Origin of the sequence: Rhodococcus oxybenzonivorans (genome assembly GCF_003130705.1) — a bacterium.
In the GTDB taxonomy this organism is placed as follows: Bacteria; Actinomycetota; Actinomycetes; order Mycobacteriales; family Mycobacteriaceae; genus Rhodococcus_F; species Rhodococcus_F oxybenzonivorans.
Genome location: NZ_CP021354.1, coordinates 493,382 through 517,300 on the forward strand (window position 1 = coordinate 493,382; position 23,919 = coordinate 517,300).

The window sequence follows — 23,919 nt, forward strand, 5'->3', positions numbered from 1 at the left end:
AGGCCCTGCAGTGTTCTGTCGGAGGGTCGCGCAGGCACGACAATGAGACGATGTAGGTATGACCGAGACCGAGACCTCCCGCGGCGCGCCCCGGAAGTGGCGGGGCCGGGAGCCCGAGGATCGCCGTGCGGCACGTCATGAGCAGCTGATCGAGGCCGGTCTGGACATCATGGGCACGGAGGGTGCGGCCGCGACGACGATGCGCGCCACCTGCCGCCGCGCGGGTCTCACCGAGAGGTACTTCTACGAGAGCTTCAAGAACAGGGACGAACTGCTGATCGCCGTTCTGGATCGGGTCGTCCTCGGCGCCCGCGACACCTTGATCGCCGCGCTGGGGACAGCTCCGGGGGAGCCACGGGAGCTGATCAGGCACGTCGTGCGGTCCTTCACCGACTACGTCGCAACTGATCGGCGCCGCGGAAGAATCATGTTCGTCGAGTCCCAGAGCGTCCCCGAACTCGCTCAGCGCGGCGAGCAGCTGGTCAAGGAGTTCACCGCCCCGATCGCCGCGTCGCTGGAAATATTGAGCGACAGCGCCGAACCTGATTCCCTCACCATTGCGCTCAACTCGATCGCGATCTTCGGTGCGCTGGCGTTCCTGTACCAGCACTGGCTCGCCGGAAGCTCGCGAATCTCCAAGCGGCGCATAGTCGAGCACGTCTCGCTCGTGATCGAGGCTCAGATCAATGTCGACAGCACTCCGCTCGAAGCCGGTGAACGGTCACCGTAGTTCGAGCAGCATCAGGGCTCGAGGTAGGCGACTATCGCGTTGGTGAGCCCGCGCCTGGCAAGGTCCAGATCGGTGTACGTCCCGAGTTGTTTCTCCGAGGTGATGCCGCGCATCGCGCCGGGAATGAATGCAGCCACCTCGGTCACGCGGTCCGGATTCACGTGGAGACCGGCGAAAGCGCGATGACAGGTGTCGAGCCAGGCCTGTCTCCAGGACGCGAACTCGGCTGCGGTCGACGGATACAACCGTTCGAACTCTTCGCGATCGTGCGGCAAGGCTGCGCGGAGGGTTTCGATCGCCCGTGAATCGCTGCCGGTGAGCCCGTCGTACATGTTGTCGATGATGGCCCGTACCCGTTCTCGCAGTGGGGCAGTGGCCGGCGCACTCGCGGGCATGTCACCCCGACGCTCGGCGGTGTGGCGCAGCACTGCGGCCCACAACCCGTCGATGTCGCCGAACTGGTACTTGATTGTCCCCCAGGTTGCGCCGATGTCCTTGGCGATGCGGTTGCCCGAGACCGCGCCCGGATCACCGGACGCCAGCGACCGTACGGCGGCATCGAGCATGCTCTCGCGGGTTGCCAAGCCACGCTTGTTGCTGCGCCTGCCTGCCACGCCCGTTTCTGTCACCTCGCCCATGGTAGTAGCACGCGCGATGCGCCGAACGACTCCACTTGCGTGAATTCACAGAACCCTCTATCAAATAGTCGTAGAACCCTCTATGATTTCGTCGAGGGTCGAATCGTAGAAGAGGGGTTCCGAATGGCGAAGACACCTCTGCCGATGAAGCCGACTGGATGGTTCCAGGTCGCGTGGTCCGCCGAGATCGGCGCCGGGGAAGTCGTTCGGATGAAGTACTTCGGCACCGAGATGATTGCGTGGCGGTCCACGTCGGGGCAGGTCACCGTCATGGACGCCTACTGCGAACACCTGGGTGCGCACCTGGGCTACGGCGGCACCGTCGATGGCGAAATTCTGCGGTGCCCCTTCCATGGTTGGGAATGGAACATGCAGGGGCGCAACGTATGTATCCCTTACGAGAAGCAGCCGAACAAGGGCCGGCGAATCCGCACGTACCCCGTCACCGAACATAGTGAATCGGTCTTCATCTGGCACGACGTGGATCGGCGCGCGCCGTACTTCGACGTCGCCGACGCCCTCTCCGGGTTCGACGACGGGCACAGTGGCGCCGACTACTACCCTGCGTACGGCTACAGCACCCTGTTCGAGACCGGCCTGGAGATCCATCCGCAGTACGTGATGGAGAACGGCGTGGACTTTGCGCATTTCAAGTACGTGCACAACACGCCGCTCATTCCCGAGTTCACCCGCCACGACTTCGACCAGCCGGTGTCCTACGTCGACTTCACCATCGCGTTCGACGACGTACCGGCCGACGAGGTCAACAGCGGTGTGCAAGCGATCAACAGCGGAGTCGGAGTTGCCGCCACGAAGAGTTGGGGGATGATCGACAACCGGACGTTGACCGCGGTTACCCCGATCGACGAATCGACCTCCGATGTCCGATTCACCGTGTGGATCGGTCGTCGCCCCGGTGACGGATGCGCCGAACCCCCTCCCGGGCCCGCAAGCACGCACAGGGAGTCATCGAGCAGTTTCAAAACGACATCCATATCTGGAAACACCAGCGCTACTCCGATCCTCCTGCCTTGTCGCGTTCGGAATTCGAGGGCTTTACCGCGCTTCGCAAGTGGGCCAACCAGTTCTATCCCGCCGATGTCGAATCGAAGGCCGCCACTGCAGTTCGGTGACGTGAGTCACTCCGATCATGTCCGCCAGTGGCACCAGTTCCGTTCGTGAGATTCCCAGAAAGGCACTTTCCCGCCAATGAGCACGACACACGCACCGATCCGCGTCTTCCAGGTCGCGAGCGGCAACGTAGGTTCGGAGATGATCAAACGAATCAGCGCCCACCGAGACCTGGAACTCGTAGGCTTGCACTGCTATTCGCCCGATAAGATCGGCCGGGACGCCGGCGAGATCGCCGGACTCGAGCCGATCGGGGTGACGGCGACCGGAACGATCGAGGAGATCATCGCCGCACAACCCGATGTGCTGACCTTCCATGGAGTGTTTCCCGACGAGGCGCTCTACGAACGCGTCCTGGAGGCGGGCATCAATATCGTCACCACCGCAGATTTCATCACCGGTCATCATCGCGACAGAAACCATCCACACCCGTCAGGGAGGAAGGTCACCGAGGTTCTCGAGGCAGCCTGTCAGCGTGGCGGGTCCACCTTTTACGGCACTGGAATGAACCCGGGACTCTGTCAGATCCTCGGAGTTGTCCACTCCGCGGATGTGGCCGAGATCGAGAACGTCACCGTGATCGAGTCGGTAGATGTGTCCTGTCACCACTCGGTCGAAACGTGGAAGGAAGTCGGTTACGGCAAACCGATCGACGACCCCAGCATCGCGGGATCCCTGGAGAAGTACACCCGCGTGTTCTCCGACAGCGTGTACATGATGGCTGACTGTTTCGACCTCGAGCTCGACGAGGTGACGTTCACCTACGAGCTCGGCGCCTGCACGAAGGACGTCGACCTGGGCTGGTATCGGATGCCCAAAGGGTCTCTGGGTGCCAACTACGTCAAGTACCAGGGCATGGTCGACGGTGTACCCCGCATCGAGTCCCACCTCGAGTGGCAGATGACACCACACACAGATCCGAGCTGGAACATCAAGGGCTGCTACATCACCCAGATCACCGGCGACCCGAATATCTACAGCAAACACATGATATTTCCCAAACCCGGTGTACGCCTCGATAACCCGGAAGACTTTGCATCCATCGGTATGACCGTTACCGGACTGCCGGCATTGAACTCCCTCCGGAGTATCGTCGCGGCGGCGCCAGGGATCAGAACAAGTGCCGACATGCCACTGCGCGGATTCGCCGGCCGCTTTGTGAGATAGCGACCTTCCGCGAGGCTCCCTCGCGGGCGCGGCGCACCTCAGGCCTGATCGCGGCTCACGCCAGACCATGGAGGTGTTCGGCGATCATGCGCTGCGCCGTTTCCGCGGTATCGGTTTCGCTGAGCAGGGCGTGCATCGCGGCCCCGTCGACGAGTGCGTGCAGTCGCATCGCCTCGGCATCGATGTCGCGCTTCGGTGCGACATACCCGTGCGCGGCAAGCCCGGCCAGGATCGATGCGCATCCGGCGCGTAGTTCACGCGACGCCGTCGGCCCGGAACCCTCCGAAAGCGGCTGACTTTATGGCATTCTCACGAGGTGCGACGGTGCAGGGGTGAGAGTGGGGTGGCCGGTACGCCGGCTGCGACCACGTCAGGGGTAACCCCTGGCTCGGCATTGTTCACCGGAGGCACCGTCCGACGCACGGCCGCACGCTCCGCGTGCTTCGGCGCGCCGCAGACGACAGGTATCGGTCGCCTCTCACCGTCGCACGCATGACACGGCGTCGCGCCCTGTCCTCGGCTGTGGCGCGTCGCCTGGCCGCGGTGGCGACGTCGGGTTCCTGGACGCGAGCCGCGATCGCCCAGCGGTTCGAGGAGATCGGCACCCCGGACGCCGACCGGATCGCAACACGATTGTTCGACCTTCTGCCCACTCCTCCGGTGGAGGGGGTCGACAGCGTGTACCGGTTGCTGTCGGAACTGCCGCACATCGACGAGCCGGCTCCGGTGGTAGAGCAACCTGACCACGAGTGGAGGTTCGACGTTCCGAAGTGGACCCACACGGTCGCGGTGGCGCAGGCGGTCGGTCTCACCCCGGCGGAATTGGACTGGTTCGCCGATCCGGGTGAGTGGCTGCGGAACAAGGCGCCTACCCTGCAGCACTACCGCTACCGAATCCGGTCGGACCACCGATTGCTGGAAGCACCCAAGGAACGGCTCCGCGAGGTGCAGCGCCGAATCCTGACGGCTCTCCTCGATCGAGTACCTCCGCATGCCGCCGCGCACGGCTTCGTGCGCGGGCGCAGCGTTCACACGTTCGCTGCACCGCATGCGGGTCGAGATATGGTGGTGCGGATCGATCTGCGCGCGTTCTTTCCGTCGATTTCCCAGGCTCGGGTGCGGGCGGTTTTCGACTCGCTCGGATATCCGCCGCGTGTGTCGCGTGTGCTGACGGGACTCTGCACCACCTCCACTCCACCGGACGTTCTCGCGAGGCTTCCATTCGACACGGCGAGCCGATTACGGGGGTCACACCTGCCGCAGGGGGCGCCGACGTCGCCGGCCCTCGCGAATCTCGTCACGTATCGGCTCGATCGACGGCTGACCGGATTGGCGCGGTCATCCCGAGCCGAATACACGCGGTACGCCGACGATCTCGCGTTCTCCGGCGTCGACCTCGCGGCGGACCGCCTGATCTCCGCCGTCGGCCGGATCGCGGCGGACGAAGGGTTCTCGGTACATCCGCGAAAGACGCGGATCATGCGAGCGCACCGACGGCAGCACCTGGCGGGACTCGTGATCAACTCGCACGCGCAGGTCGTCCGCACGGAGTACGACCAACTGCGTGCGCTGCTCTTCAACTCGCTGCGCACCGGCCCGGATCTGCAGAACCGGGACGGGCGGTCGCACTTTCGTGAGTACGTCTACGGGCGCATCGCCTGGATCGGCGAGTCGAACCCCAACCGCAAGCGTGCGCTGCTCGCCCTCGCCGACCGGATCGAGTGGACGGGGTGAACCGACCCTTGCGGCGACAACGCGGCAGTTGTTCGATGGAGGGAGGCGCACCATGTGTTCGGGCGTGCCGGCGAGGAGAACGCTGATGCTGTACGTCGCGCTGTTCGGATTCATCCTGTGGGTCCTCTGTTTCGCCGATGCGATCACCACCGAGGAAAACGAGGTCCGGAATCTGTCGAAAGACGGCTGGCTGGTGGTGGTGTTGCTCCTGCCGATCGTCGGCTCGATCCTCTGGCTGGTAGCGGGGCGGCCGGAGAAGTACCCCGGTGAGCGCCTGCCCGAAGACCCGGAGGAGGCGGAGTTCGTCCGCCGATGTCGTGAACGTGCCGAGGAGCAGCGCCGAGAGAACCGGCGGCGTCCGCAGGAGTAACTTCGCCGCTCACCGGGACTCCGGCTACAGCGGCCGGGGCAACCCGGGTGCGACGGTGCGGGCGAGGATCCCCAGAGTGGCGCGCAGGGCAGTGTCGGAGATCACCGGGAAGATTCCGGCGTCCCGCCAAACGGGGTCGATGGAGGACCAGTCGTAGAACGAGGTGACCATCGTGCCCTCCTCGATCGGCTCGAGACGGTAGCCGTACACGTGGCCGATCTGCGGGCGAATCCGGCCGAGGACCTTCCAGGAGATCTCGCGGTCGGGAACGAAGGTCTCGATCGTCACGGTCACGTCGTATAGCCCCAGATCCACGTCGTTCAGCGCGTCACGGTCCATGTGGACGACGACGCTGTCACCTGCCGCGGTCACGGGTTCGCCCTCGGCGGACATCAACATGCCGGAACTGTCGATGGCTACGTGCCCGTTCGGGTCACACAGCACGCTGAAGATGTCCGCCGGTTTTGCCGCGATCGCCCGCTGAACTTCCAGTCGTTCGCGTACCGGAACGGTTTCGTTCGTGTCGCTCGTCATCCAGGCATCTTCTCACCCCTGGACGGTGCCGCGCTGACAACCGGTTGCCGTTCCGGCCCCTACCCGCGTGAGGGTGGACTAGTGCCGATCCGGCGGCAAACCCGACCTCAGGAGCTCGCATAGACCGGCAGGACCCCGGCCTCGGCTGCCTGCGTCAGCGTCGGCGCGGCCGAATCCTTTCCGGACAGCTGGAAGTTCAGCGGCGAGCCGTCACGTCCGACGGCGGGCCAGTCGATGGCGAGTTCGGGGTCGAAGGGATGGACGTCGTGGTCGAGTTCGGGGGTGTACTCGAGGGAGCACAAGTACATCACCGTGGACGCGTCCTCGAGCGACAGAATTGCGTGGCCCAGACCCGCGGGGAGATACACGGCGCGACGGTCCACATCGTCGATCATCACGGAATCCCACTGCCCGAAGGTGGGAGAGCCCACGCGCACGTCGACGATGACGTCGAGGAACGCACCTTTGACGCAGGTGACGTACTTTGCCTGACCCGGTGGGGTGTCGGTGAAGTGGATGCCCCGCAGCACGCCGGCGGCGGACACCGAGCAGTTGGCCTGCGCGAGGTCGAGTCTGTGTCCGACAGCCGCCTCGAACTCGGAGCCCTTGAACCACTCCAGGAACACGCCGCGGTCGTCACCGAACTGTCGTGGCGTGATCTCCCACGCCCCGGGGATCGTCAGCTCCCGATATTCCACGTCACCAGTCCTTGCCGCGTTCGAGGATTTCGAGGAGATAGTCGCCGTAGCCCGACTTGCCGAGAGTAGCTGCGCGCTCGGCCAATTCGGTGTCGGTTATGAATCCGCGCCGCCAGGCGACCTCCTCGGGAACGCCGATTTTCAGTCCTTGCCGGTGCTCGAGCGTGCGGACGAAGTTCGAAGCCTCGAGGAGGGAGTCGACGGTGCCGGTGTCGAGCCAGGCGGTTCCGCGGGGCAGTACCTCCACCTGTAGCCGCCCGGCCTGCAGGTACGCCTGGTTGACGTCGGTGATCTCGTACTCGCCGCGATCCGACGGGGTGAGGCCCCGCGCGATGGCGACGACGTCGTTGTCGTAGAAGTACAGCCCGGGAATCGAGTAGTTCGACTTCGGTGTGGCCGGTTTCTCCTCGATCGAGGTGGCACTGCCGCTCTCGTCGAACTCCACCACACCGTACGAACTGGGGTCGGAGACCCAATAGGCGAACACGGCCCCGCCGTCGATGTTCTCGAACCGGTTCAAACGGGAACCGAGACCGGGTCCATAGAAGATATTGTCCCCGAGAATCAGGGAGACGGGCTGGTCACCGATGTGATCGGCACCGAGGACGAAGGCTTGGGCGAGGCCGTTCGGCTCCTTCTGAACAAGGTACGAGAGGTTGACACCGAACTGGGAGCCGTCGCCCAGAAGCCGACGGAACTGCTCCTCGTCGTGAGGGGTGGTGATGATGAGGATGTCCCGGATGTTGGCCAGCATCAGCGTGGAGAGCGGGTAGTAGATCATCGGCTTGTCGTAGACAGGTACCAGCTGCTTACTCACCCCGAGAGTGATGGGATGCAGCCGCGACCCCGTGCCACCGGCCAGAATGATTCCGCGCATGTGCGCAGTGTTCCAGTGTTCGCCGCGGATGAAAACTCGGCGCCGCCGCTACCCTTGGTGCCCATGAGGCTTCTCGTGACCGGCGGCGCCGGGTTCATCGGCGCCAATTTCGTACATCGGACGGTGGCCGAGCGGCCCGACGTGCAGGTGACCGTGCTCGACGCCCTGACGTACGCCGGCAACCGACGCTCACTCGACCCGGTCGCCGATCGGATCGACTTCGTCCACGGTGACATCGCCGACGGTGCGCTGGTGAACGGCTTGGTCGCGGCCTCGGACGCGGTGGTCCATTTCGCGGCCGAATCACACAACGACAACTCGCTGGCCGACCCCACGCCGTTCCTGCACACCAACGTGATGGGGACGTTCACCCTGCTCGAGGCGGTGCGTGCCCACGACGTCCGCTATCACCACATATCCACCGACGAGGTGTACGGCGACCTCGAACTCGATGACCCGGAGCGGTTCACCGAATCGACGGCCTACAACCCGTCCAGCCCGTACTCCGCCACCAAGGCGTCGAGCGACATGCTGGTGCGGGCCTGGACACGGTCGTTCGGCGTGCGGGCCACGCTCTCGAACTGCTCGAACAATTACGGCCCGTACCAGCACGTCGAGAAGTTCATTCCGCGGCAGATCACCAACCTCATCGACGGGGTCCGGCCGCGTCTGTACGGCAGCGGCCGCAACGTGCGCGACTGGATTCACGTCGACGACCACAACTCGGCAGTGTGGACGATCCTCGAGAAGGGCAGCATCGGCCAGACGTACCTGATCGGTGCGGACGGTGAAGTAGACAACCGGACCGTCGTCGAAACACTGCTCGAACTGTTCGGCCGCGATATCGACGACCTGGACTTCGTCACCGACCGCCCCGGGCACGACCTCCGCTACGCCATCGACTCGACGCGGCTCCGCACCGAGCTGGGGTGGACACCGCAATACGCGGATTTCCGCGGCGGACTCGAAGCCACCGTGCGCTGGTACCGCGACAACGAACCGTGGTGGCGGGCGCAGAAGGAATCTGCCGAGAAGGCGTACGCGGCTACGGAGTCCGTGATCGGCTGATCCTTCGCTCCCGACATCCGCCGGGTGGAAGCCCTGTCCCACGAGTGACGGGTACGCCCGTCCGGCTACCGCCCGGCTCTCGCTGCGACGGCGAGGCGGGTGTCCTCCGCGATCAGATCGGTATTGACCGCCGCCGCAGCATTGAGTCCCGCTGCAGCGGAGGCGATTACCTGTCCCTTGAGGTCCGCCACGTTTCCCGCGACCCACACGCCCGGAATGGCCGTGGCGCCCGTGGCATCCGAGGCGATATAGGTGCCCACCACGTGTCCGCCCATCTGCTGCTCCACGGGCTCCAGTCCGAGTGTGGTCAGTACGTCGGCACGCGCGGTGAACACCGGCGCGACTACCACTGCGGCGCAGGCGAATTCCTCACCGGAGTGCAACCGGACACCGGTGAGGCGATCCTCGGCCACCGTGAGGCCCGACAGCTTTCCGTCGACCACGGAGATGTCCCGGGCGGCGAGTTGCTCGTACTCCTCACCCGTCGGCTCGATCGCGTCGTTGAGGAACAGCGTCACCTTGTCGGTCCATTGCCGCCACATCAATGCCTGGTGAACCGAGAAGGGACTGCTCGCCAGGACGCCGATCGGCTGGTCCCGCACCTCCCACCCGTGGCAGTACGGGCAGTGGAGCACATCGCGGCCCCATCGTTCGGACACGCCGGGAATGTCGGGCAGCTCGTCCACCAACCCCGTGGTCACCAGCAGTCGCCGGGCCGAGACCGAACGTCCGTCGGCAAGGGTGACCCGGAAGCTGTCGTCCTCGACGGTCTGGGCGGAGGTGACGGTGCCGGTCACCACCTCGCCTCCGTAGGAAGCGACCTCGCCGCGGCCGATGTCGAGCAATTCGGCCGGGGGAGTGCTCTCGCGGCCCAGGTAATTGTGGATGTGCCCCGCCGGGGCGTTGCGGGGGGCGCCGGCATCGATCACCAGCACCGACCGCCGCGCCCGGGACAGGGCCAGCGCCCCACTCAGTCCTGCTGCGCCACCACCGACGATCACCACGTCGTATTTGTCCTTCACTGCGTCCTCCTTTGTTCGGCCTTCGTAATCGAACTGTCCAGTACTCCGTGCAGCATTGACAAACTCTTTTGCCGGGATGGCAAGATGAGGGTATGAGCGACGACATTCCCGACCTCGGCGGTGTCCTCGACGCCGTGGGTCCCCGACTGAAGGCACTCCGTCAGCAACGCGGCGCAACGCTGGCGCAGCTGTCCGACGCCACCGGCATCTCGGTGAGCACCCTGTCCCGCCTCGAGTCCGGTCAGCGCAAACCCACGCTCGAGCTGATGCTGCTCCTCGCCCGAGCGCACCAGCTTCCACTCGACGAACTCGTCGACGCGCCCGCCACCGGTGACCCGCGGGTCCACCTGCGGCCGATCGAGCGTTTCGGCACGAAGATCATTCCCCTCACCCGCAGACCGGGCGGAATCCAGGCGTTCAAGCATGTCATCCCGGCGCGGGAGCCGTCGCCGAGCGAACCGCAGTTGCAAGTCCACGAGGGATACGAATGGCTCTACGTCCTCTCGGGGCGGCTTCGCCTACTGCTCGGGGAACACGATGTGATCCTCACCGCGGGTGAGGTGGCCGAGTTCGACACGCATGTACCGCACTGGTTCGGCAACCCTGGCCCCGAGCCGGTCGAAATCCTGAGCCTTTTCGGGCCGCAGGGGGAGCGGGCCCACGTCCGAGCCCGGCCCGCAGGTGATGCGGCGCTCTGACCGGCACGACCGCGCGCACCACCCCAGCCGGAAAGGTGGGCTGAGCCGCGGCGAAGGTCTCGATCGCGATACCCTGCCCGGGTGGATACAGCGAACGCCTCCGTTTCCGACGTCGAGCTGACCGAGCACCGGGCGGTGTCCGATCGACTCGTCGCGCAGCGAGGACCGTTCACGGGCACCTCACCGATCGTCAACGACGATCTGTACGCAGTGGTCAAGCGCGGCGGGTCTACCCGCACCCGATTTGCACTGCATCTGCACGCCGGCGCCACAGTCCATACCAACACCTTCTTCGGCCGGTTCCCGGCGAGCTACTGGCAGCGATGGACCACTGCGGCCGAGGTCACGGCCACAGCGCGGATCGACGCCGCAGACCACTGCCGGGCGCAGCTCCTGGCCTCCGACATCGGCGGGCACCGACGCATCATTGCCGCCGAGGTGATTACCGGCTCCGGCACGGTCACCCTCACCGCGAAACTCGACAAGTTCGCCGACGGCGGCGCCTTGTGGCTGCAGTTCGATGCGCTCGAGGGCGGCGTCACCGTTGCCGACATCGAATGGACGGTGGCCTCGCCCGAGACCGTCCGGCCGGTGGCCATCGCGATCTGTACCTTCAACCGGGCCGACGACTGCGCCAACACCGTCGCCGCTCTCGCGTCCGACGAGCGGGTGCTCTCTTCCCTCGACGCGGTGTACGTCGTCGACCAGGGCACCGATCCGGTGGAGACCCGCGAACTGTTCCAGCAGGTCGCCCCGAAGTTCGGCGACCGGCTGCACTACCTTCGCCAGGCCAATCTCGGCGGCGCGGGCGGGTTCAGTCGGGGACTCTACGAGGCGTCCGCCGCGGGTCCGCATGCCGATGTCCTTCTGATGGACGACGACGTTCTGTGTGAGCCGGAGAGCGTGCTGCGACTGAGCGCCTTCGCGAACATGACCACCGACCCGGCGCTGATCGGCGCCCAGATGCTGTTCTTGTACAACCCGAACTACCTGTTGGCGTCCGGGGAACGCGCCGATCTCACGACGCTGCGGCGCGGGCTACCGACCGACAAATATGGAGTCCGCAACAGCAACGTTCTGAAGAAACTGCCCGAGCGACGCATCGATGCCGAGTACAACGGCTGGTGGTCGTGCCTCATCCCGGCCGAAGTGGTCCGGCAAATCGGGATGCCGCTGCCCGTCTTCTTCCAGTGGGACGACGTCGAATACAGCTTGCGGGCCGGCCGGGCGGGCATCCCGACGATCACCCTGCCGTCGACCGGGGTCTGGCACGCCGATTTCTATTGGAAGGATGTCGACGGCTTCGCGCACTACTTCAGTACCCGCAATGGGCTGATCACCGCTGCCCTCGACCCCGGTTTCGCGCCGACATCCCTGGCCAAGCAGCTCAGCCGGGAAATCAGTCATTCGATCGTGAGCTTGCAATACGGTCTCGCGCACACGCAGCTGCGGGCGATCGAGGGCTTCCTCGAAGGCCCGAATGCCCTCGCAGATGGTGGGCAGGCAGCTCTCGCCATGATCAACAAGGAGCGCACCCGGTTCCCGGAGACCATCACCAGGCCGGTGTCCGAGCTCCCGGCGGGCGTCCGGTTCCGTCGCGCCGATCCGCCTCCGAAGGCGGGCTGGGACGATCTGGTGCTCGCGAAACGAGCCGCCGCCCACCTTCGCGGACGCCTCGAGCGCGGGCCCGTCGCGATCTCCTACGAGGACGCGCGGTGGTGGCATGTCGGACGGTTCGACCACGTGTATGTCACGGACGCGTCGCAAGCCGGTGTGCGCGAACGCAAATACGACAGGGAGCTCGCTGCCGAGATGGGTGGCCGCCTCGCCGGAGTGATGAAACGATTCCGGGCGGAGGCGCCGACCGTCGCGGAGGCGTTCCGTGCCGAGATGCCCACCCTCACCAGCCGTGAAAACTGGACCCGGCTCTACGAGATGAACCAAGCGTCATCGTGATATCGGTTCGGTGATGCGCACGACCACCTGCTCGTGGTTGGCCGTGTAACCGAGGTACTCGAAACCGATTTCCGTGCGGTCGACGAATTCCTTCCACGCCCGGTATTCGTGTTCCTGCCAACCCGGATAGTTGAAGAATTCATCGAAGACGATCACCGTTCCGGCGACAAGCCGGAGGCCGATCCGGTCCAGCACCGTCTTGGTCGACGAATACAGGTCGGCGTCGAGGTGCACGAAAGATACAGGGTCCGGATGTGTGTCGAGGAAGTCGGCGAGCGTGTCCTCGAAGAGTCCCGGGACCAGCTGGGCGCCGCGTACCTGGGGCATCTTCTCCTGGGCGAACTCGCCCGCCGGGAAACCGGTTCGCCAGGTCTGCGGTAGCCCCGAGAACACGTCGAAGCCGAAAACCTCGTGCTGTGCATCCTTGAGCTGTTCGGCGATGATCCGCAGGGTGGTTCCCGACGCGACACCGAACTCGAGCGCCATTCCGGGAATCTGCACCTGGGACAGTCCGTACCGCAGCGTGTCGTGGGGATTCCAGAACACGGGAGCTTTCGGCATGTGCTCGAGCACGAACGCCGCCGATTGGTTGGTGGCTCCGACATCGAGGGCCTGCGTGATGTCGCGACGGGCCTGCTGTTCGAGTTCGCCGAGTCTTTGCTGAACGTCGGATACCTCCATTCGAGCATCCGACAGTTCCGACAGGACGCGCGAGAGTTCCTGATTGGTGGCGGACAGCTCGGCCAGCGTCTGATCGTGCTGGTTCTCGTGCAACTCGCGAGAACGCCGATCCGATTCGGCCACCACCTCATACACGGCGCGCTGAAGCTTGAGTCTGGCCTTTCGCCGAAATCCCTCGAACATGTATCCATGCTGCCAGGTCGCATCCCGGCTCAGGGCCGAACCGGGATGCGCGTTGGGCAGGTGTCAGTGACCGCGGGTTCGATACATCCGGCGATGCCCGCGGGCGATGATCTTCCACTCCCGTTCCCGCTCGGCGCGTAGCCGGGCATCGGCCCGTGACGCGATCCAGCCGTTCTCGCGAATCAACTTGCGGTAGCTTGCAAGTCGTCGTTCGGGAAGATCACCGCGCTCGACCGCGGCCAGCACGGCACAACCCGGCTCCGTATCGTGGGAGCAATCCCGGAACCGGCACTGCGCGGCCCAGTCGTCGATCTCGGGGAACGCCTTGTCGATGCCGTCCGCCGCGTCCCACATGCCGACACCGCGCAGGCCCGGCGTATCGATCAGGGCGCCACCCTGGGGAAGCGGCAGCAGTTCTCGGTGCGAGGTGGTGTGCCTACCTTTGTGATCGCCCTCGCGAACACGGCCCGTGGCGAGCAGATCCGCGCCGAGCAACGCGTTGGCGAGCGTCGACTTGCCCGCACCGGACGGTCCGATCAGAGCGATGGTGCCGTCGATCAATGCGGTGAGAGCAGCGACGCCGTCGCCGGTCTCGGCGCTCACTGCCATCACCACCGAACCGGGCGAGACTGCAGTCACGGCGGTGACTGCGGTGGAAACATTCTCGGCAGCATCGGCTTTGGTGAGAGCGACCACCGGCCTCGCGCCGCTCTCCCAAGCCAGTGCCAGCAGTCGTTCGATGCGGCCGAGATCGAGGTCGGTGTCGAGAGCGGAGGCGATGACCACCGTGTCGACGTTCGCGGCGAGCACGTGGCCGTCGGATCTGCCGGAGGCGGCGGACCGGACTATGGCGCTGCGCCGCGGGAGCAGGTCGGCGACAACGGTCGTATCACCGCTCGCACGGACAGTGACCCAGTCGCCGGTGCAGAGCGCATGCTCGCCGTTCTCGGCACGAATGATGTCCGAAGACGTTGCGACGTCGCAACGTCCGCGGTCGACGCGGATCACGCGCCCGGGCTCGGAACCCTCGGTCGTGTGGTCGTCGAAGGGAAGGGTGTCGTTCCAGCCGTAAGCCAGGAGTTGTCCAGGGTTGAACATGATGGGTGGAATCCTCGGGTCGGTGAAGTGCCGACCGGACCACGATCAGGGTTCGGTCAGGCGAAGGAAGGGGGAGTGTGGACGCACGCGGCGTCGACCGACGAGACAATCATCGGACACTCACTCCTTCGCGACACTTTCCGGACCGTTCGGGAATCAGGATCGCACCCGACAGAACGTCGGGCAACCGATTTTACGGCCGCTCGAAGCGCTCCCGGCGTCCCAGCTTCCGCAGTCGCATCCATTCACGCAGTCCCTGCACGTCGCGCCGCGTGACGAGGAAGTACCACCCGAACCGCACCCATTCCTGGGGAAGCAGCTTCCGCATTCCCGGCTGCGACAGCAGGTATCCCCGGTTGCGGTAGGTGAAGTAGCGCTTGACCTCGTTGTCCGGGTACTGCGTATGCATCCGGCCGCCGAGGATCGGTTTGAACTCCTCAGCGCCGTTCGGGTGTACGTACGCCGTCTGCAGGCACGTTCCGAAGGGCAGCCCGGACCGCACCAGCCGGCGATGGACCTCCACCTCGTCGCCGCGTACGAACAGGCGCAGATCCGGAACCCCGACCGCGTCGATCGTGGACGCACGGAACAGTGCGCCGTTGAACAGGGAGGCGATGCCCGGCAGCAGATCGGCGGAGTCGTCACCGTCCTTGTGTAGTTCCGAACGAAGCCGCCGCCATTCCACCCCACGGCGCAGCGGAAACGCCAGGCGGTCGGGGTCGTCGATGTCGCAGACGACGGGCGACACTTCGGCCAGCCCGTGCCGGTTCGCGCAGTCGAGCAGGGTCTCGAGCACCTCGTCGCCCTCGGGGCGGCCGTCGTCGTCGGCCAGCCATACCCAGTCGGCGCCCAGCGACAACGCATAGAGAATGCCGAGTGCGAAGCCTCCCGCACCACCGAGGTTGTGCCGCGACCCCAGGTAGCTGGTCGGAATACCCGCAGACTCGACGAGGGTCCGCACCTCGTCCTCGGCGGCATTGTCGACGACCACCAGATGATCGAGCGGCCGCGTCTGCGACGCCAGCACCTTCAGCGACTGCGCGAGCAGTTCCCGGCGCTTGTGCGTGACGACGACGCCGATGATCCGCTCGACGGGAGCGCTCACGCGGACTCCGCCTCCGTGCCTGTGCCTGTGCCCGTGCCTGTGCTCGTGCCCGCACCTGTCCCTGTACGAACGGGACCTTCGTTCGGTCCAGCGCTACCAGCGTCCCGTGCGTACGAACGCGAGGGAGCAGTCAAGCCGGCCTTCTCCCGTTCGAGCTCGTAGATCACGTGCCGGACGTGGTCGGCTGCGTCATACCCCTCGTACGCCCGGACGACGTCCTCGATGCCACCCTGCTGGCGAATCCGGCCGTGATCGATCCACATCGCGGTGTCGCAGAGCTGGGCGAGGAACTCGTTGGAATGGCTGGCGAACACCAGAATCCCGGACCGTTCGACGAGCGCCTGCAACCGGACCCGGGCCTTCTTCATGAACTCCGCGTCGACGGCGCCGATGCCCTCGTCGAGGAGAAGGATCTCGGGGTCGATGCTGGTCACCACGCCCATCGCGACACGCACGCGCATCCCGGTGGAGTAGGTGCGCAGCGGCATCGACAGGTACTCGCCCAGCTCCGTGAACTCGGCGATCTCATCCATCTTCGCGAGCATCTGCTTACGGGTCTGACCGAGGAACAGTCCGCGGATGATGATGTTCTCGTAGCCGGAGATCTCGGGGTCCATGCCGACACCGAGGTCGAAGACCGGCGCCACGCGGCCGCGGATGCTCGCGCTGCCCCTGGTGGGCTCGTAGATGCCCGACAGCAGTCGCAACAGCGTCGACTTTCCGGCGCCGTTGTGGCCGACCAGCCCGATCCGGTCACCCTCCTTCAGCGACAACGTGATGTCGCGCAGGGCCTCGACCACCACCACGTCGGAACTGTTCCGGCCGATGGAGCCGCCGGCCTTGCCGAGGAAGGCCTTCTTCAGCGACCGCGACTTGGCGTCGAAAATGGGGAAGTCGACACAGGCATCCCGCGTCTCGATACTCACGTGCTCCGTCATTGCCGCTCGCTTCGCTCAACCGTTGTCATTGCCCCTCGCTTCGCTCAACCGTTGTCATTGCTCGAGACCCCTAAACCCAGTAGGGCACGCGGGCCCGGTACTTGCGAAGCGCGAGGATGGCGGCAGCCCACCCGACAACGGTGATGGCCAGCACGATGTACCAGTGGTACGCCTGCTGGTCCTGTCCGATCATCGGCGCCCGGACGATGTCGAGATAGTGGAACAACGGGTTCAGTTCGGCGAGCTTGACCCGCTCGGCGGCCTGACCACCCTGCGCCTCGAGGCTCTGGGTGGTCCACATGATCGGGGTCAGCACGAACAGCAGCAGCGTCAGGCTGGAGAGAATCGGCGCGATGTCCCGGTAACGGGTGGAGAAGATGCCGAACATGATCGACACCCACGCCGCGTTGAGAACGATCAGCCCCAGGGCAGGGATCGCGGCCAGCGAAGTCCACGTCAAGTCGCGCCACACGCCGAATGCCACGAGCATGATCACGTAGATCAACAGGTTGTGGGCGAACAGCAGCAACTGTCGCCACACCAGCCGATACACGTGCACGCTCAGTGCCGACGGCAACTGCTTGATCAGGCCCTCGTTGGCGATGAAGACCTCGGAGCCCTCGAGGATGCTGGCACTGATCAGGTTCCAGACGATCAGTCCCACCGTGACGTACGGAAGGAACTCCGGCAGCGGGATGTCCAGGAGCGCGGCGTACAGGATTCCGATGGCCGCAGCCTGCACGCCGGTGGCGATCGTGATCCAGAACGGGCCGATCACCGACCGGCGGTACCGCTGCTTGATGTCCTGCCAGCCGAGGCTCAGCCACAGCTCTCGCTGAGCGAAGCCGTCCCGGAGGTCCTTGAACGCACGACGGAAGGTCTGCGAGTCGGACACCGGGTGCGGAACGCCTGCGGCCTCGGATTCGATAGCGGATGCTGACACGGGCACCGAGCCTACCGGGAGTCGACTTCCACGCTGCGCCGCCCGTTGCTACAGGTACTGGCCGGTACCGCTCGATTGGTGCCCCTCGCCGTGGTTCTGCGGCTGGTGCGGGTTGCCGATGCTGATGCCCGGCGGGAGGGCGCCCTGACGCATCATCTCCAGCTGCGAGCGTGCCGCCATCTGCTGGGCGAAGAGCGCGGTCTGGATTCCGTGGAACAAGCCTTCCAGCCAGCCGACCAGCTGGGCCTGCGCGATGCGGAGCTCCGCGTCCGACGGGACGGTGTCGTCGGTGAAGGGCAACGTGAGGCGCTCGAGCTCGTCCCGCAACTCGGGGGCGAGCCCCTGCTCGAGCTCGCTGATCGACGACTTGTGGATGTCTTTGAGCCGGGTGCGGCTGGCGTCGTCGAGAGGTGCCGCCCGCACCTCCTCGAGGAGCTGCTTGATCATCGTCCCGATCCGCATGACCTTGGCGGGCTGCTCGACCATGTCGGCCACCGACTCCGGTTTCGCATTGTCCTCGGCGCCGGCTTCGGCGTCGGCGGATCGCTTCGCGGCCTCTTCGACGGGTACGGCCACAGGCTGACCGTCGGGGCCGATCACGAGGACGTGTTCATTCTCCGAGTTCGTCATGACTCCATCTTGTCTGTTCGCGCTCGGGCATGCGCGCGTGCGTTCGATTTCTCCACATTCAGGGCTTGTTGCACACCACAACAAGAGGCGGCTGGCTTCGACCGTATTGACTCAGGGTCTTAGAGTGTCGGGCATGGCTTACGACGTTGCCCGCGTACGGGGACTGATCCCGTCACTCGGCGACGGTTGGATCCATCTCGATCCTCAGGCCGGCATGCAGATCCCCGACGCGGTGTCGCGCACCGTTTCGACGGCGTTCCGGGCGTCCGCCTCCTCGTCGACCGGCCGTCACGTGTCCAGCCGGCGGAGCGCTGCAGTGCTCGACGCCGCCCGCGCCGCCGTCGCCGACCTGGTCGGTGGTGATCCTGCCGGGGTGGTCCTCGGACCCGACCGCGCCGTCCTGCTCGCCTGGCTGGCCGAGTCGTTGAGTACACGACTCGGACTCGGAACCGGGCTGGTTCTCTCCCGTCTCGACGAAGAAGCGAACGTGGCGCCCTGGCTCCGCGTGGCCGGCCGCTACGGCGCCCAGGTCCGCTGGGCCGAGGTCGAGATCGAGACCTGCGAACTCCCGAGCTGGCAGTTCCAGGACCTCATCACCACCACCACCCGCCTCGTCGCCCTCACCGCGGCATCCCCGATCGTCGGCTCCGCGCCCGACGTCCGAGTCGCCGCAGATCGCGTCCACGAGGTGGGCGGCCTGATGGTCGTCGATGCCATCGGCGCCGCGCCCTACGCCCACGTCGACATCAACGAACTCGGAGCCGACGTCGTCGCTGTCGGAGCCACCTCCTGGGGTGGACCGCAGGTCGGCGCACTCGTCTTCCGCGACCCCACCCTCCTCGACCGCATCCCCGCGGTCTCGCTCAACCCCTATGCGCGCGGCGTCGAACGACTCGAGGTCGGGGGGCACCAGTTCGCCCTGCTCGCCGGGCTCACCACCTCGATCGACTTTCTCGCCGGACTCGACGAATCCGCCACCGGATCACGCCGGGAAAAGCTCGAGACGTCCATCAGCTCGTTGCAGAACTACCAGGACACCCTCTTCGACCACCTCATGTCGTCGCTCAAGAGACTCCCGCAGATCATGGTCATCGGCCGGTCACCCAGCCGGGTGCCCACCCTCAGCTTCACCGTCGCCGGAGTCTCCGCCGACAAGGTGGCGTCCCACCTGGCCGACAAACGCATCGCCACAGTCAGCGGCGTCCACGGTGGCTCCCGTCTCCTCGACGCCCTCGGCGTCAACGACGAAGGCGGCGCGGTCACCATCGGCCTCGCCCCGTACACCACGCGGTACGAGATCGATCAGCTCGTCGGCGAACTCGCTTCGCTGGGCTGACGTACGCCCTGCCCTTGCACCGTCCCGGTCCGCCCCGCCGCTGACCCGATGGGGTACTCGGTCAGCGGGAGGCGGCGCGAGGGCGTCAGTGTCGCGGAATGGTGAGAATCACTTTGCCGACGGTCTCCGGGGAGTCGAGCAGCTCGTGGCCGCGCGGCGCCTCGGTGATCGGCAGTTCGGCCGACACCACGGGTTGTATCGCGCCCTCGGTGATCAGTGGCCACAGGCGGTTCCGGACGTCGGCGACAATCTCCGCCTTGCTCTCGCGCCCGTTCTCCGGACGGCCGCGTAGACCGGTGGCAGTGATGTTGCCGCGCTTCGCGAACAGTCGGGTGAGATCGAGCTCGCCTTTGCGTCCGCCCTGGAAGCCGATGATGACGAGCCGTCCGTCCGACGCCAGCGCGTCGATGTTGCGGCCGAGGTACGAGCCGCCCATGTTGTCGAGAATCACATCGGCGCCGTGTCCGTCCGTCGCCTTCTTTACTTCTTCGGCGAAGTCGGCTTCGCGGTAGTTGACGAGGATGTCGGCACCCAGCTCCCGGCAGCGTTCCAGTTTTGCCTCGGATCCCGCCGTGACTGCCACCCGCGCGCCCAACGCGACACCCACCTGGATGGCATGTGTGCCGATGCCGCCGCCACCGCCGTGCACCAGCAGAACGTCACCGCGCGACAACCCTGCCCGCATCACCACGTTCGACCACACCGTGCAGGCAACCTCGGGCAGGGAAGCGGCGACGAGCAGATCGACGCCCTTCGGCACCGGGAGTAGCTGGGTCGCGGGGACGGCCACACGTTCTGCGTAACCGCCACCGGCGAGCAGAGCGCACACGTGGTCGCCGACGGACCACTCCGAGACGCCGTCGCCGACCTCGGCGACGATGCCGGAACATTCGAGGCCGAGAATGTCGCTGGCACCGGGCGGCGGCGGGTAGAAGCCCTGGCGTTGGGTGAGATCTGCGCGGTTGACGGCGGTAGCCGCCACATCGATGAGAACGTGGCCGGGTAGCAGTTCAGGATCGGGCTGCTCCGCCCATCGCATGACTTCCGGACCACCCGGCTGATCGATCGTGATCGCATACATGAAGGACGACGTTAGCGAATCGAGGCGACGCACGGTCACTGCATGCGATCCCGCTTGACGGACCGAGGGATTGGGGCCCCGACGCTACTGGAAAGTAACGTCAGACTACTAGAATATGAACCTGTGACAGCAGAAACCTCCGACGCCGAAGTCGAGACCAATTGGTTGACCCCGGCCGAGATGCGCGCATGGCGCGGCTATATGGACGGCAACCAGCGGCTCATGGACGTCCTCAACAGGGATCTGCAGGAAAAGCACGATCTGTCGCTCGCCGATTACCGAATTCTCGTGCTGCTGTCCGAATCGCCCGACGGTTCACTACGGATGTCCGATCTCGCCGACGGGGTCCTGTCCTCGCGCAGTCGCCTCACGCATCAGATCCGGCGCATGGAAGCGCAAGGCATGGTCACCCGGGACACCTGTCTGGAGGACGGCCGGGGTGTTCTCGCCGTCATCACGGATGAAGGTCGCGCGCGACTGGCCGAGGCGGCACCCACCCACGTAGCCGGGGTCCGGCGCAACCTCGTCGATCAGCTCACCAAATCGCAGCTCAAAGTACTCGCCGAGGTGTTCGAGCGGGTAGACAAAGCCATCGGCGACCGCTGACCGGTTGCAGCCGCCGACACCGTTACCGATAGGATCGCGCACGGAAGCGTGGCAGAGCGGCCGAATGCACTCGCCTTGAAAGCGAGCGTGGCGTTAAACCCACCGGGGGTTCAAATCCCTCCGCTTCCGCCGAAGAAACGGCCCCGGCCCGGCACCACACGTGCCGGGTCGGGGTCTTTTCTCATTCCTCTACCCGCGAGGGCGTGCAGCCTTCCGCGCTTTGGGCGCCTTCGGCGGCAGTTCCGCCACCTCCGCGAGCGCGCGTTCGAGCCACCGCCTGGCCTGATCCGGGGTGTCGCGCCAGTGGTCCGGCAGGGCGAGGTATTCGCGCATCGGCTTTTCTCCGGGTCCGAACGGGCCGACGCCGTCCGCAGACGACAGCTCGTCGTTCGCCTGCTCGCTGAGGAGCCGGACCCCGACGCTCGGTCCGAGAAGTCCCGCGAACATGTTGCCGTTGACGAAGGCGCCGAGGTTGCCGAACATCGGCTTCACTTGGACACCGGGTCGGTCGGGAATCAGCGACCGGAAGAATTCCTTGTCCGCTTCGGTCGGCTTCGGCATCTCCATGGACAGTCCTTTCGCAGCGCCCGGATCTACTGTTCCGGGCGCTCTTCGGGGGTCATGATGCTGAAGACGGCGCCCTGGGGGTCGGCGACTCCGGCCATCCGTCCGACCGTCGGAATGTCCATGGCCTCTTCGACGATCGCGCCGCCGAGTTCGACCACTCTTGCGGCGCTGGCGTCGACGTCCTCCACTGCGAAATACACGCGCCAATGGTTCGGCGTATTCGGATGGAGCGGTGCACCGGCGCCGCCGACCTGCTCGTCACCGACCTGGAACAGGGTGTAGGTGTAGTCGGGTCCCATGGACATCTGTGTGGTGGTGGTCCCGAGGATGCTGTTGTAGAAGCGGACCGCCGTGTCGACGTCGGTGGTGTTCAGTTCGTTCCAGAGGCAGGCCCCCGGGTCTCCGACGAGGCCGGCGCCGATGTGCTGTTTCGCTTGCCACAGCCCGACGCTCGCCCCGGTCGGGTCGGTGACGAAGGTCATGCGGCCGGCTTCCCCCACGTCGAACGCCGGCATCAGAACCTGGCCGCCGGCGCCGGGGACCTTCGCGACCGTCTCGTCGACGTCGTCGACTGCGATGTAGGTGTTCCAATTCGCCGGCGCCCCGGACTGGGCCGCGTCGAGTTGTAGTGGCGCAATGGCGGCGACGTTCTCACCGCGCACGGTCGCCATCGAGTAGACAGGGCCTTCGGGCATCGGCCGGTCGTCGTATTTCCAGCCGAGCAGTTCCGCGTAGAACTTCTTGGCCGCGTCCTGATCGCTGGTCTGGAGATCTACCCAGCTCGGTGTTCCCTGAGGGTATTTCGTTTTGATCGGCATGGCAGTTCCTTTCGGTGAGGAGATCAGGCCGTCGGGAGTGGGCGACCGGTGAAGGCGATCAAACGCTCGAAGGGGTCGGCGGTGTGCCCGGCAGGTACCGGGTCGGCGAATCCGACGGTACCCCGGGCTTCCGGCCGGATGATGGTGTGCGCCAGTCCGAGTACGTACTCGGAGAGTGCAGGATCGACGGTGACGTTCCGGTCGACGGCTGCTGCGAAATCCCAGGCGTGCACCAAGAATTCGATGGACAATATTCCTACGGCGATAGGTGCCGGGACTGTGTTCCCCCCGATGAGCACGGTCCCGTCCAGTCCGCGGCGCCGCCACGCTTCCAATGCCTGTTGGGCTTCGTCGGCGATCCTGGTTTCTACCGGTTTCCCCGGTTCGTCGTCAATCTTCGGACCGGCGGCGGAGCCGATGGTCGTGATCGATCCGGCGAGGTGGTCGGCGAGCTGCGCGACGGTGAACTCGGTGCACACCGTCTGGGCGGACATGTCGTCGGCAGTGAGATCGCGTAGCGCCCGCTGCACGACTGCCAGAGTTGCCTCTGCGCTCGACAATTCGTCGAGAGGCTGCGGGAGCGCCGCCCATTCGTCGGGTCCGGCGTCGCCCACGACGGCGGCTGCGGCGAGGCGATCGAGGTAGTGGGTCCAGCCCTCGGCGTGGCGGGCTGCCTGTTCGTCGCTCAGTCCTTCGTGAACCAGTCGCACTTCGGTTCCACCTGCGGTAGGAGTGACGGTCGAGGTGCCGGGCGGAAGGTCTTCGCTCTCTTCCCAACCCCACGTGAAGACAATTCGCCGACCGGGGTCGACTTCCTGGAATGTTCCTGCGGCCGAGTGTCCGGGCACGACGGTCCAGCGGTATCCGCCGCCCGTTCGGAGATCGACCCGCGCTGCGACCGTCTGCCACCTGCGTAACCGTTCGGGCTCGGTGACGAGTGCGAAGGTGGCGTCCGGGTCGAGCGGAACGACAACGGTTTTGTCGAATGGCATCAGCGGTCTCCTTTGGAAGCTGCTTCCTCGGTGGCGTCCGCGACGAGCCGGTCGAGTTCGTCGATCCAGAACGAATCGAACAGCGTGCGGAGTTGGGCAAGGCCCTGTGGATCGAGCCGGTAGTACCTGAAACGTCCGTCTTTACGTGCGGTGACCAGCCCCGCGTCCATGAGCACCCGAAGATGTTGAGAAATGGCCGACCGGCTCGCGGAAAAGTGCGCCGCAAGCGTGTTGACGGTCTGTTCCCCAGATATCAGCAGATGCATCAAGCGTCTCCGGGTTGGCTCGGCTGCAACTTCCAACTGGTCGAGCACGTCC

The 23,919-nt window shown here is 65.6% G+C and carries 25 protein-coding genes, 1 tRNA gene and 2 pseudogenes; 11 read left to right on the forward strand and 17 right to left on the reverse strand.

The genetic code is table 11. The features are described from left to right. The first annotated feature begins 58 nt into the window (after positions 1-58). Positions 59-730, forward strand: coding sequence for a TetR/AcrR family transcriptional regulator (locus CBI38_RS02425; protein ID WP_109326094.1), 672 nt, complete (start codon positions 59-61; stop codon positions 728-730). Positions 731-741: 11 nt separating this feature from the next. On the opposite strand, the gene CBI38_RS02430 is transcribed toward CBI38_RS02425, so the two are convergent. Further along, on the reverse strand, positions 742-1,296 hold the full coding sequence (locus CBI38_RS02430; protein WP_418328357.1) for a TetR/AcrR family transcriptional regulator: 555 nt from the start codon (positions 1,294-1,296) through the stop codon (positions 742-744). A gap of 195 nt (positions 1,297-1,491) precedes the next feature. On the opposite strand from CBI38_RS02430, the pseudogene CBI38_RS02435 reads away from it, so the two are divergent. Then, positions 1,492-2,501: pseudogene (locus CBI38_RS02435) on the forward strand (Rieske 2Fe-2S domain-containing protein). A gap of 76 nt (positions 2,502-2,577) precedes the next feature. After that, on the forward strand, positions 2,578-3,666 hold the full coding sequence (locus tag CBI38_RS02440) for an NAD(P)H-dependent amine dehydrogenase family protein (RefSeq protein ID WP_109326098.1): 1,089 nt from the start codon (positions 2,578-2,580) through the stop codon (positions 3,664-3,666). Positions 3,667-3,721: 55 nt separating this feature from the next. Here the strand turns inward: CBI38_RS02440 and CBI38_RS02445 are convergent. Then, a pseudogene (locus CBI38_RS02445) lies at positions 3,722-3,916 on the reverse strand (TetR family transcriptional regulator C-terminal domain-containing protein); the annotation flags it as partial. 242 nt (positions 3,917-4,158) lie between these two features. On the opposite strand from CBI38_RS02445, the gene CBI38_RS02450 reads away from it, so the two are divergent. Both CBI38_RS02450 and CBI38_RS02455 read left to right on the forward strand, forming a co-directional pair. Next, positions 4,159-5,400 (forward strand): reverse transcriptase family protein, encoded by a 1,242-nt coding sequence (locus tag CBI38_RS02450; protein ID WP_109334808.1) that lies wholly within the window; start codon positions 4,159-4,161, stop codon positions 5,398-5,400. Between the two features lie 85 nt (positions 5,401-5,485). Next, entirely contained in the window at positions 5,486-5,770 is a 285-nt protein-coding gene (locus CBI38_RS02455) for a PLDc N-terminal domain-containing protein (RefSeq protein ID WP_109326100.1), read from the forward strand. Between the two features lie 24 nt (positions 5,771-5,794). Here the strand turns inward: CBI38_RS02455 and CBI38_RS02460 are convergent, their stop codons facing one another. The 3 genes from CBI38_RS02460 to rfbA form a co-directional block, all read right to left on the reverse strand. Beyond that, positions 5,795-6,304, reverse strand: coding sequence for an SRPBCC family protein (locus CBI38_RS02460; RefSeq protein ID WP_109326101.1), 510 nt, complete (start codon positions 6,302-6,304; stop codon positions 5,795-5,797). 107 nt (positions 6,305-6,411) lie between these two features. Beyond that, entirely contained in the window at positions 6,412-7,002 is a 591-nt protein-coding gene (locus CBI38_RS02465) for a dTDP-4-dehydrorhamnose 3,5-epimerase family protein (protein WP_109326102.1), read from the reverse strand. 1 nt (position 7,003) lies between these two features. Continuing rightward, positions 7,004-7,879 carry a glucose-1-phosphate thymidylyltransferase RfbA gene (rfbA, locus tag CBI38_RS02470; RefSeq protein ID WP_109326104.1) on the reverse strand — a complete coding sequence of 292 codons (876 nt, stop codon included), beginning with the start codon at positions 7,877-7,879 and terminating at the stop codon, positions 7,004-7,006. A 63-nt stretch (positions 7,880-7,942) separates the two neighbouring features. On the opposite strand from rfbA, the gene rfbB reads away from it, so the two are divergent. Beyond that, positions 7,943-8,947, forward strand: coding sequence for a dTDP-glucose 4,6-dehydratase (rfbB, locus tag CBI38_RS02475; RefSeq protein ID WP_109334809.1), 1,005 nt, complete (start codon positions 7,943-7,945; stop codon positions 8,945-8,947). A 65-nt stretch (positions 8,948-9,012) separates the two neighbouring features. Here rfbB and CBI38_RS02480 read toward each other — a convergent pair whose 3' ends face one another. Next, positions 9,013-9,969, reverse strand: a complete 957-nt coding sequence (locus CBI38_RS02480) for an NAD(P)/FAD-dependent oxidoreductase (protein ID WP_109326105.1) — start codon at positions 9,967-9,969, stop codon at positions 9,013-9,015. A gap of 92 nt (positions 9,970-10,061) precedes the next feature. Here CBI38_RS02480 and CBI38_RS02485 point away from each other — a divergent pair, with 92 nt between their 5' ends. Beyond that, positions 10,062-10,667, forward strand: coding sequence for a helix-turn-helix domain-containing protein (locus CBI38_RS02485; protein ID WP_109326108.1), 606 nt, complete (start codon positions 10,062-10,064; stop codon positions 10,665-10,667). An 81-nt stretch (positions 10,668-10,748) separates the two neighbouring features. Next, entirely contained in the window at positions 10,749-12,623 is a 1,875-nt protein-coding gene (locus tag CBI38_RS02490) for a glycosyltransferase (RefSeq protein ID WP_109326112.1), read from the forward strand. Here the strand turns inward: CBI38_RS02490 and CBI38_RS02495 are convergent. The 6 genes from CBI38_RS02495 to CBI38_RS02520 form a co-directional block, all read right to left on the reverse strand. Continuing rightward, on the reverse strand, positions 12,615-13,487 hold the full coding sequence (locus CBI38_RS02495) for a TylF/MycF/NovP-related O-methyltransferase (RefSeq protein WP_109326116.1): 873 nt from the start codon (positions 13,485-13,487) through the stop codon (positions 12,615-12,617). The genes CBI38_RS02490 and CBI38_RS02495 overlap by 9 nt on opposite strands. Positions 13,488-13,550: 63 nt before the next feature. Then, positions 13,551-14,585 carry a ribosome small subunit-dependent GTPase A gene (rsgA, locus tag CBI38_RS02500; protein ID WP_109326117.1) on the reverse strand — a complete coding sequence of 345 codons (1,035 nt, stop codon included), beginning with the start codon at positions 14,583-14,585 and terminating at the stop codon, positions 13,551-13,553. A 193-nt stretch (positions 14,586-14,778) separates the two neighbouring features. Further along, a complete protein-coding gene (glfT1, locus tag CBI38_RS02505; RefSeq protein ID WP_109326118.1) occupies positions 14,779-15,690 on the reverse strand; it encodes a galactofuranosyltransferase GlfT1 in 912 nt (303 codons plus the stop codon). Next, the gene (gene wzt, locus CBI38_RS02510) at positions 15,687-16,628 is read right to left on the reverse strand and encodes a galactan export ABC transporter ATP-binding subunit Wzt/RfbE (RefSeq protein WP_204164865.1); all 942 of its coding nucleotides are present in this window, start codon (positions 16,626-16,628) and stop codon (positions 15,687-15,689) included. Before wzt ends, glfT1 begins: the two co-directional genes overlap by 4 nt. Before the next feature lie 70 nt (positions 16,629-16,698). Continuing rightward, entirely contained in the window at positions 16,699-17,571 is an 873-nt protein-coding gene (gene wzm / locus CBI38_RS02515; RefSeq protein WP_109334810.1) for a galactan export ABC transporter permease subunit Wzm/RfbD, read from the reverse strand. Between the two features lie 48 nt (positions 17,572-17,619). Further along, positions 17,620-18,201 carry a bacterial proteasome activator family protein gene (locus tag CBI38_RS02520; protein WP_109326119.1) on the reverse strand — a complete coding sequence of 194 codons (582 nt, stop codon included), beginning with the start codon at positions 18,199-18,201 and terminating at the stop codon, positions 17,620-17,622. Positions 18,202-18,334: 133 nt separating this feature from the next. Between CBI38_RS02520 and CBI38_RS02525 the strand changes: the two genes are divergently transcribed. Next, positions 18,335-19,537 (forward strand): cysteine desulfurase-like protein, encoded by a 1,203-nt coding sequence (locus CBI38_RS02525; protein WP_109326121.1) that lies wholly within the window; start codon positions 18,335-18,337, stop codon positions 19,535-19,537. Positions 19,538-19,622: 85 nt separating this feature from the next. Here the strand turns inward: CBI38_RS02525 and CBI38_RS02530 are convergent, their stop codons facing one another. Beyond that, a complete protein-coding gene (locus tag CBI38_RS02530; protein ID WP_109326122.1) occupies positions 19,623-20,618 on the reverse strand; it encodes an NAD(P)H-quinone oxidoreductase in 996 nt (331 codons plus the stop codon). 123 nt (positions 20,619-20,741) lie between these two features. On the opposite strand from CBI38_RS02530, the gene CBI38_RS02535 reads away from it, so the two are divergent. After that, entirely contained in the window at positions 20,742-21,224 is a 483-nt protein-coding gene (locus CBI38_RS02535; RefSeq protein WP_109326123.1) for a MarR family winged helix-turn-helix transcriptional regulator, read from the forward strand. A 42-nt stretch (positions 21,225-21,266) separates the two neighbouring features. Next, a tRNA-Ser gene (locus CBI38_RS02540) sits at positions 21,267-21,353 on the forward strand. A gap of 60 nt (positions 21,354-21,413) precedes the next feature. Here the strand turns inward: CBI38_RS02540 and CBI38_RS02545 are convergent. The 4 genes from CBI38_RS02545 to CBI38_RS40510 are packed head-to-tail and all read right to left on the reverse strand — an operon-like array spanning position 21,414 to position 23,915. Then, positions 21,414-21,791, reverse strand: a complete 378-nt coding sequence (locus tag CBI38_RS02545; protein ID WP_109326124.1) for a TfoX/Sxy family protein — start codon at positions 21,789-21,791, stop codon at positions 21,414-21,416. A 26-nt stretch (positions 21,792-21,817) separates the two neighbouring features. After that, positions 21,818-22,609, reverse strand: a complete 792-nt coding sequence (locus CBI38_RS02550; protein WP_109326125.1) for a VOC family protein — start codon at positions 22,607-22,609, stop codon at positions 21,818-21,820. Between the two features lie 23 nt (positions 22,610-22,632). After that, a complete protein-coding gene (locus CBI38_RS02555) occupies positions 22,633-23,601 on the reverse strand; it encodes a TIGR03086 family metal-binding protein (RefSeq protein WP_109326128.1) in 969 nt (322 codons plus the stop codon). Further along, positions 23,601-23,915, reverse strand: a complete 315-nt coding sequence (locus CBI38_RS40510; RefSeq protein WP_230990064.1) for an ArsR/SmtB family transcription factor — start codon at positions 23,913-23,915, stop codon at positions 23,601-23,603. Before CBI38_RS40510 ends, CBI38_RS02555 begins: the two co-directional genes overlap by 1 nt. Positions 23,916-23,919 lie beyond the last annotated feature (4 nt).

Bases quoted from the DNA above. Each gene is read 5' to 3' on its own strand.
- CBI38_RS02425 (WP_109326094.1), top strand. From the start codon at position 59: ATGACCGAGACCGAGACCTCCCGCGGCGCGCCCCGGAAGTGGCGGGGC.
- CBI38_RS02430 (WP_418328357.1), bottom strand. From the start codon at position 1,296: ATGCTCGATGCCGCCGTACGGTCGCTGGCGTCCGGTGATCCGGGCGCG.
- CBI38_RS02440 (WP_109326098.1), top strand. From the start codon at position 2,578: ATGAGCACGACACACGCACCGATCCGCGTCTTCCAGGTCGCGAGCGGC.
- CBI38_RS02450 (WP_109334808.1), top strand. From the start codon at position 4,159: ATGACACGGCGTCGCGCCCTGTCCTCGGCTGTGGCGCGTCGCCTGGCC.
- CBI38_RS02455 (WP_109326100.1), top strand. From the start codon at position 5,486: ATGCTGTACGTCGCGCTGTTCGGATTCATCCTGTGGGTCCTCTGTTTC.
- CBI38_RS02460 (WP_109326101.1), bottom strand. From the start codon at position 6,304: ATGACGAGCGACACGAACGAAACCGTTCCGGTACGCGAACGACTGGAA.
- rfbA (WP_109326104.1), bottom strand. From the start codon at position 7,879: ATGCGCGGAATCATTCTGGCCGGTGGCACGGGGTCGCGGCTGCATCCC.
- rfbB (WP_109334809.1), top strand. From the start codon at position 7,943: ATGAGGCTTCTCGTGACCGGCGGCGCCGGGTTCATCGGCGCCAATTTC.
- CBI38_RS02485 (WP_109326108.1), top strand. From the start codon at position 10,062: ATGAGCGACGACATTCCCGACCTCGGCGGTGTCCTCGACGCCGTGGGT.
- CBI38_RS02495 (WP_109326116.1), bottom strand. From the start codon at position 13,487: ATGTTCGAGGGATTTCGGCGAAAGGCCAGACTCAAGCTTCAGCGCGCC.
- rsgA (WP_109326117.1), bottom strand. From the start codon at position 14,585: ATGTTCAACCCTGGACAACTCCTGGCTTACGGCTGGAACGACACCCTT.
- wzt (WP_204164865.1), bottom strand. From the start codon at position 16,628: ATGACGGAGCACGTGAGTATCGAGACGCGGGATGCCTGTGTCGACTTC.
- CBI38_RS02520 (WP_109326119.1), bottom strand. From the start codon at position 18,201: ATGACGAACTCGGAGAATGAACACGTCCTCGTGATCGGCCCCGACGGT.
- CBI38_RS02525 (WP_109326121.1), top strand. From the start codon at position 18,335: ATGGCTTACGACGTTGCCCGCGTACGGGGACTGATCCCGTCACTCGGC.
- CBI38_RS02530 (WP_109326122.1), bottom strand. From the start codon at position 20,618: ATGTATGCGATCACGATCGATCAGCCGGGTGGTCCGGAAGTCATGCGA.
- CBI38_RS02545 (WP_109326124.1), bottom strand. From the start codon at position 21,791: ATGGAGATGCCGAAGCCGACCGAAGCGGACAAGGAATTCTTCCGGTCG.
- CBI38_RS02550 (WP_109326125.1), bottom strand. From the start codon at position 22,609: ATGCCGATCAAAACGAAATACCCTCAGGGAACACCGAGCTGGGTAGAT.
- CBI38_RS02555 (WP_109326128.1), bottom strand. From the start codon at position 23,601: ATGCCATTCGACAAAACCGTTGTCGTTCCGCTCGACCCGGACGCCACC.